Genomic DNA, 6,391 nt, shown 5'->3' with positions numbered 1-6,391 from the left:
AGATATTAACATTATAATACAGATAAACTTCCATATAGGTAATTTCAGACAATAATTCGGAAATTGTTCATAATTTCACAAACATATTTTCCCTTTTTCTCTTAGTGAAAATACAAAATCTCTAATTTTTCTTGTGCATTTTTTCATGATATATACATAGTGAGGAGGGAAACTTGATGAATAGTGTCGAGCTTTTTGCAAATATGATTATGAAAGAAGCTTGTAGGGTGCAAGCATCAGACTTACATATTGTGCCCAGGCAAAAGGATGTGGCGATTCAATTACGTATAGGGAAAGATTTAATTACGAAAAGGTGTATTGAAAAGGAATTTGGAGAAAAGCTTGTTTCGCACTTTAAGTTTTTAGCATCAATGGATATAGGAGAGAGGAGAAAGCCTCAAAATGGTTCATTATATTTGCAAATTGATGGATCAGAAGTGTATTTACGCCTTTCAACACTTCCAACAGTATATCAAGAAAGTCTAGTTATTCGCCTCCATTTACAAGCATCTGTTCAGCCGTTGTCTCATCTTTCGTTATTTCCAAGTACAGCGGAAAAATTACTCTCTTTTTTAAAGCATTCTCATGGGTTACTCGTATTTACTGGGCCGACTGGTTCTGGAAAAACAACGACAATGTATGCGTTATTAGAAGTAGCAAGAAAAGGAGAAACACGTCGCATCGTTACGCTGGAAGATCCAGTTGAGAGAAGAAAAGATGGTTTATTACAAATTCAAATAAATGAAAAAGCTGGTATCACATATGAAACGGGATTAAAGGCTATTTTGCGTCACGATCCAGATATTATTTTAGTTGGCGAAATTCGTGATGAAGAAACAGCAAAAGTAGCTGTAAGGGCCAGTTTGACGGGACATTTAGTGATGACAACCTTGCATACAAATGATGCGAAAGGAGCGATACTACGATTTATGGATTATGGTATTACAAGGCAAGAAATTGAACAATCATTATTGGCTGTAGCTGCTCAGCGACTCGTTGAATTAAAATGTCCGTTTTGCAGAGGGAAGTGTTCAACTTTATGTAAATCAATGAGGCAAGTGAGGCAGGCAAGCATTTATGAACTGTTATATGGATATGAATTAAAACAAGCGATTAAAGAAGCAAGTGGAGAACATGTTACGTATCACTATGAAACGTTGGAATCGTCGGTGCGAAAAGGGTATGCTTTAGGCTTTTTAGAAGAAGATGTATATGTTTAAGGGAAAATGGAGTTTAAGTGATCAAGTATTATTATGGAAAAGATTAAGTGATTTATTAGAGAAAGGTTACTCACTTTTACAGGCGTTAGAATTTTTGCAGTTTCAACTACCGTTAGGGAAGAAATTACAGTTACAGCATATGATCGAGGGATTGAAAAATGGACAAAGTTTGCATGCTTCTTTTCATCAATTAATGTTTCATCCGGAGGTGTTAAGTTATTTGTTTTATGCAGAGCGACACGGTGATATTTCTTTTGCTTTGCAACAAGGGAGTGTACTTCTTTACAAGAAGGATAAATATAGGAAAGATATGATGAAAGTAATGCAATATCCTATGTTTTTATCATTTTTTTTAATGATTATGCTTTCTGTTTTTAACCTCATTTTATTGCCTCAGTTTGAAATGATGTATAGTTCTTTACGTTCTACAGCACCACCACTTACGGAGCAAATTTTAGTTGCAATTAAATTATTACCCTACTTCATTTATATCATTTTTCTTATCGTTATAACGGGATTTAGTTTATATATATTTTATTTCCGAAAACTTCCGCCTACTCAACAGGTAAAGATTATGATCCGTATTCCCCTTATGAAAACATTTTCTATTTTAAATCATTCGCATTATTTTTCCGCTCAATTAAGTGGTTTATTACACGGTGGATTGTCAGTGCACGAAGCATTAACAATAATGATGAAGCAAAAGTATCATCCATTCTTTCAGTATGAAGCAGCCCGAATTGAGCGGCAATTAATTGCAGGAGAACCGTTACAATCTATTATTGATAAAAGCGGTTATTATGAGAAAGAACTTTCTTATATCATTACGCATGGACAAGCAAACGGTAATTTAGCAAATGAGCTTGGTGATTACAGTGAGCACATTATTGAAAAGGTAGAACAAAAAATTAAACGTATGTTATTTGTGATTCAACCCATTTTATTTACATGTCTTGGGGTTATAGTCATTCTGATGTACTTAGCGATGATTATGCCGATGTTTCAAATGATGAATTCAATTTAGGGGGGATTTACATGCAGAATGAGGAAGGTTTTACTCTTTTAGAAATGTTATTAGTTATGGTTGTCATAACTGTATTATTACTATTAATTATTCCAAATGTAGTTACACAGCGCTCATCCGTACAAGGAAAAGGATGTGCAGCCTATGTGAAATCTATAGAAGCACAAATACAAGCATATCAATTGCAACATAATAAGATTCCATCAATAGAGGAACTTGAAACAGGAAAGTATATTACTTCTAAAACTTGTCCGAAAGGTGAACCAATCCATATTTCCGATGATGGCACAGTATCAGCCGGGAAATCGTGAAACAAAAAGGTTTTACTCTTTTAGAAATGCTACTTGTCTTATTTGCTATTTCTGTACTGAGTGTTGTTACGCATTTTAACGTTACTTCATTATATGAAAAACAAAGAGCCGAGCAGTTTTTGAAACAGTTTTCAAATGATATTTTGTATATGCAGCAGTTGGCGATTAAGCGTCAAAAACATTATACGTTACGCTGGTTTAAAGGGAAACAGATGTATTATATTTCGGAATCGGAGACGGGCTTTTTAATTGTTAAGAGAGAATATGATAAAGATGTCCAAATTGATTTGCATACCTTTCCGAATCCGATGACATATAATCCGAGCGGGAATATTAATAGAGGGGGTACGATTTTACTTTCCTATCGAGGGTATAAATATGAGATTGTATTTCAGCTTGGCAGAGGGAGATTTACGTATCGTGAAGTGTCAAAAAGGATCAGTAATGGTTGAAATGGTTGTAGCGTTAAGTTTAATAATGATGGCGGTATCGTTATTGCTCCCGCAAACATTATTAATTATGCAAGAAAGAAAAAATATAAAAATGAGCTATAAAGCATTAATACTATTAAAAAAAGAAGCGACCTTATTTATGTATGAGAATGAGGAAAAGCGAGAAAAAGAGCAAGTCATAAAAGGAATTGTATATTACACATATTGGAGAGGAGATGAGGTTTGTACGATGTGGAAAGATATGAGAGGAAAAGCGATGGAGCAATGCCTTTATGCAGAGAAAAGGTAAAAAGGAAGCGGGATTTACGTTAATAGAAATGATTGCATGTTTGTTGCTTTTATCAATGTTCTTTTTACTTTTACCACGTCTTCATATTATGGGAATAGAAAATACACATTCAAAAGGACTAAATGAATGGGAGTGGGATGTGTTTTTAGGACAAATGCAATTAGAGTTTCGTGAAGTATTAAGTGGGAGGAAGATAGCACTAGAAAATGATGAACATATTTTGCGCTTCCAACTTCGTAATGGCGATGAGGTGACGTATGAAAAAGTGAATAGTAATTTAATAAGAAAAGTAAATATGCGCGGAAGGGAATCTATATTGCAAAGGATTGAAGCGATTTCGTATAAATTAACACCTCATTTGCTATATATATATGTGAAAGATATAAGTGGTGAAATATATGAAGGCGTGGCTGTACGCTATAGTGAAATTGAGATAGAAACATGAGAAAACAAGATGGATTTGCAATGCCAGGAACAATTATTTTTCTTATTTTATTCATTTCTTTTTTGATGTACGAAACGAATATGTTACTTTCGGATAAAAAATTTTATTCTGAAATAGAACAAAGTTTTTTTATGGAGGAACTTATTGATCGAGCTATTTCAGATATAAAAAGAGACTTACAGCAAAAAGAAAAAGAGGATGTTTTTTTATTTCAGTATGAAAGAGGAGAAGGGAGTGGAAAGTACGTCTTTGAAAATGATGTTATTAACATTTCATTGCAATGTGTTACAAAAAAGAGAGTTTTCTACAAAGTGAGCTTTCGCTATAGGAAAAGGGATAATAAAATATTGGATTGGGTAGAAGGATAATGTGTAAAATACGCGGGGGAGAAGCATTAATTTCCAATGTGTTGAGAGTCAATTTTTTTGTGGAAAGGGATAAAAAGGATAGTTAAAAGTTTAAATTTTCTCAAAAAAGAGAAAGGTAGAAAGAATATGATATATTCATGCTATCCAATCATTTTTTCTAGGGAGATAAGGAAATGACAACTAACAATCAAATAGATGAAAATAAGGAACAAACTATTTTTGATCATAAAGGAAATACGATTATGACAGAAGATAGGGAAATACAAATTATTTCAAAATTCGAAGAACCCCTTATTGTCGTATTAGCAAATGTATTAAGTGATGAAGAATGTGACGGATTGATCGAATTTTCTAAAAATAAAATAGAGCGGTCTAAAATTGGTTCATCACGTGATGTAAATGATATTCGAACGAGTAGCGGTGCATTTTTGGAAGAGAATGAACTAACTTCGAAGATTGAAAAACGAATTTCATCTATCATGAATGTTCCTGTAGCGCATGGAGAAGGATTGCACATTTTAAATTATGAAGTGGATCAAGAATATAAAGCGCACTATGATTATTTTGCGGAACATAGTAGATCAGCTGCTAATAATCGTATAAGTACTCTTGTGATGTACTTAAATGATGTAGAGGAAGGCGGGGAGACATTCTTTCCGAAATTAAATCTTTCTGTACACCCTAGAAAGGGAATGGCAGTATACTTTGAGTATTTTTATCAAGACCAATCACTAAATGAGCTTACGTTACATGGAGGAGCACCTGTAACGAAAGGCGAGAAATGGGTTGCAACGCAGTGGGTGAGAAGAGGTACTTATAAGTAAAAGTGAGCCAGCTTGTTTGATTGCGAGAAAATAGGGAGTATGTTACGTTTTGTTCTTCATTTCATAAGAAGAACAAAACGTTTTTTTATTAAATAAAGTAGCATCTTTCGTTATAATAACAAATAATAACGGATGATTGAGAGGAACGAAAATGAAATCTATATACATAATCGGCTATATGGGAGCTGGGAAAACAACAATTGGAAAAGCGTTAAGTAAAGAACTCCATATGGAAGTTGTAGATACAGATCAAAAAATCGAAGAGCAGAAAGAGAAAGCGATTTGGCATATTTTTGCAGAAGAAGGCGAAATGGTTTTTCGCGAATATGAAAGTGAAATGTTACGTTCACTACCGGTTCAGAATGTAATTATTACAACTGGTGGAGGAATTATTGAACGAGAGGAAAATCGAAAGTGGATGAAGGAAAATGGAACTGTTGTGTATTTATATTGCGATCCACATGTAATTGCAGAAAGGCTTCGGGAAGATACGACACGTCCACTATTTCAGAAGAAAGATATAGCTGCATTTGTAACGAAATTTGAATCGCGCCGAGCTTATTATGAAGAGGCCGATATTCATATCGATACGACAAATAAGTCGGTAAAGCAAATTATGAATGAATTAAAGCAAAAGATTAATGAATAAAAAAGTGGACATACTAATCAAGTAGAGGTGATGATAATATGTCTACTAATGATTATGTACGCTTTGTGACACAGCAATTTGTGTCATATATGGATGCTCCAAAAGAGGATCGAAAACAACAGAAACAACAACGTCGTGCGGAGAAAGAGCCATTCTTAAATAAATGGTTTGGTGTTATGCCACTGAGCGCTGCTTTGTTTTATCGAAATGTAAAAAATAAAAGAAAAAAATCAAGCTAACTTTTTCGTAATATGTTTAGCAAAACCAAAATCCCCTAGTATAACAAGATGCTAGGGGATTTTGGTTTATTGCACAGATTCTTTTTCTTCAGTAACCGCATGTATTTTATTGTTTACCCATACAAATCCAATTCCGATACAAATAGAAATGCCCCACCCAACAGCGGTCATAATAGCTCTCATTTCACCATATCCATCTACACCGAAAACAGAGATGAAATAGATTTTCAAGAAACTTTTTAATATAAATTGAAGACCGAAAAATAGTGTTAAATATTGCAGTGCTGGATATATGCGACTATCCCGGTAAAGCTCACGACTTTTATCGCGGTCATGGCCTTGCAGCGCTGCGATATCCGCTGCGAAATATAACATAAGTGGTTTTTTCATAAAGATTGTACATATAACGATGCAGCCAAGTACGATATGATAATATGCATCATTCCATAGCATTCGTTCCGCTGATCCAGATATTAAGTCTACCGCTGTATTAGAAATAAGTGTAATTAAAATAAAGAACCCTGTAACGTTAAACTGTTTTTCTTTTTTAAAGGTATACAGTGTATAAAT

General features: G+C 34.0%; 11 protein-coding genes. 10 read left to right on the top strand and 1 reads right to left on the bottom strand.

Annotated features, from left to right (window positions below; translation table 11 throughout):
* Nucleotides 1–176: 176 nt before the first annotated feature.
* The 10 genes from comGA to AB3X48_RS15830 all read left to right on the top strand — a co-directional run bounded on the left by comGA (nt 177) and on the right by AB3X48_RS15830 (nt 5,821).
* On the top strand, nt 177–1,220 hold the full coding sequence (comGA, locus tag AB3X48_RS15875) for a competence type IV pilus ATPase ComGA (RefSeq protein ID WP_016106153.1): 1,044 nt from the start codon (nt 177–179) through the stop codon (nt 1,218–1,220).
* Nucleotides 1,207–2,244 (top strand): competence type IV pilus assembly protein ComGB, encoded by a 1,038-nt coding sequence (comGB, locus tag AB3X48_RS15870; RefSeq protein ID WP_016106152.1) that lies wholly within the window; start codon nt 1,207–1,209, stop codon nt 2,242–2,244. Before comGA ends, comGB begins: the two co-directional genes overlap by 14 nt.
* A gap of 11 nt (nt 2,245–2,255) precedes the next feature.
* The gene (gene comGC / locus AB3X48_RS15865; protein ID WP_002160489.1) at nt 2,256–2,555 is read left to right on the top strand and encodes a competence type IV pilus major pilin ComGC; all 300 of its coding nucleotides are present in this window, start codon (nt 2,256–2,258) and stop codon (nt 2,553–2,555) included.
* A complete protein-coding gene (gene comGD / locus AB3X48_RS15860; protein ID WP_002160490.1) occupies nt 2,552–3,007 on the top strand; it encodes a competence type IV pilus minor pilin ComGD in 456 nt (151 codons plus the stop codon). Before comGC ends, comGD begins: the two co-directional genes overlap by 4 nt.
* Complete coding sequence (locus tag AB3X48_RS15855) at nt 3,000–3,296, top strand: hypothetical protein (RefSeq protein WP_033714873.1); 297 nt, start codon at nt 3,000–3,002, stop codon at nt 3,294–3,296. Before comGD ends, AB3X48_RS15855 begins: the two co-directional genes overlap by 8 nt.
* Nucleotides 3,280–3,741: a competence type IV pilus minor pilin ComGF gene (gene comGF, locus AB3X48_RS15850; protein ID WP_002160492.1), complete on the top strand. Its 462-nt coding sequence runs from the start codon at nt 3,280–3,282 to the stop codon at nt 3,739–3,741. The genes AB3X48_RS15855 and comGF overlap by 17 nt, the downstream gene beginning before the upstream one ends.
* Entirely contained in the window at nt 3,738–4,109 is a 372-nt protein-coding gene (gene comGG, locus AB3X48_RS15845; protein ID WP_016106150.1) for a competence type IV pilus minor pilin ComGG, read from the top strand. The genes comGF and comGG overlap by 4 nt, the downstream gene beginning before the upstream one ends.
* 173 nt (nt 4,110–4,282) lie before the next feature.
* Nucleotides 4,283–4,933 carry a 2OG-Fe(II) oxygenase gene (locus AB3X48_RS15840; protein WP_016106149.1) on the top strand — a complete coding sequence of 217 codons (651 nt, stop codon included), beginning with the start codon at nt 4,283–4,285 and terminating at the stop codon, nt 4,931–4,933.
* Between the two features lie 151 nt (nt 4,934–5,084).
* Entirely contained in the window at nt 5,085–5,582 is a 498-nt protein-coding gene (locus tag AB3X48_RS15835; RefSeq protein ID WP_016106148.1) for a shikimate kinase, read from the top strand.
* A gap of 38 nt (nt 5,583–5,620) precedes the next feature.
* Nucleotides 5,621–5,821 carry a YqzE family protein gene (locus tag AB3X48_RS15830; protein WP_002015009.1) on the top strand — a complete coding sequence of 67 codons (201 nt, stop codon included), beginning with the start codon at nt 5,621–5,623 and terminating at the stop codon, nt 5,819–5,821.
* A 66-nt stretch (nt 5,822–5,887) separates the two neighbouring features.
* On the opposite strand, the gene AB3X48_RS15825 is transcribed toward AB3X48_RS15830, so the two are convergent.
* The coding region (locus AB3X48_RS15825) for a VC0807 family protein (protein ID WP_367959724.1) at nt 5,888–6,391 on the bottom strand (504 nt) is incomplete at its 5' end.

It is taken from the genome of Bacillus sp. S4 (genome assembly GCF_040838205.1).
Lineage (GTDB): Bacteria > Bacillota > Bacilli > Bacillales > Bacillaceae_G > Bacillus_A > Bacillus_A cereus_U.
This window is presented reverse-complemented; position numbering and strand designations above follow the sequence as displayed.

Excerpts from the sequence above, each read along its gene's own strand:
- comGG (WP_016106150.1), top strand. The coding sequence starts at position 3,738 with ATGAGAAAACAAGATGGATTTGCAATGCCAGGAACAATTATTTTTCTT.
- AB3X48_RS15840 (WP_016106149.1), top strand. The coding sequence starts at position 4,283 with ATGACAACTAACAATCAAATAGATGAAAATAAGGAACAAACTATTTTT.
- comGF (WP_002160492.1), top strand. The coding sequence starts at position 3,280 with ATGCAGAGAAAAGGTAAAAAGGAAGCGGGATTTACGTTAATAGAAATG.
- AB3X48_RS15830 (WP_002015009.1), top strand. The coding sequence starts at position 5,621 with ATGTCTACTAATGATTATGTACGCTTTGTGACACAGCAATTTGTGTCA.
- comGC (WP_002160489.1), top strand. The coding sequence starts at position 2,256 with ATGCAGAATGAGGAAGGTTTTACTCTTTTAGAAATGTTATTAGTTATG.
- comGA (WP_016106153.1), top strand. The coding sequence starts at position 177 with ATGAATAGTGTCGAGCTTTTTGCAAATATGATTATGAAAGAAGCTTGT.
- AB3X48_RS15855 (WP_033714873.1), top strand. The coding sequence starts at position 3,000 with ATGGTTGAAATGGTTGTAGCGTTAAGTTTAATAATGATGGCGGTATCG.
- AB3X48_RS15835 (WP_016106148.1), top strand. The coding sequence starts at position 5,085 with ATGAAATCTATATACATAATCGGCTATATGGGAGCTGGGAAAACAACA.
- comGB (WP_016106152.1), top strand. The coding sequence starts at position 1,207 with ATGTATATGTTTAAGGGAAAATGGAGTTTAAGTGATCAAGTATTATTA.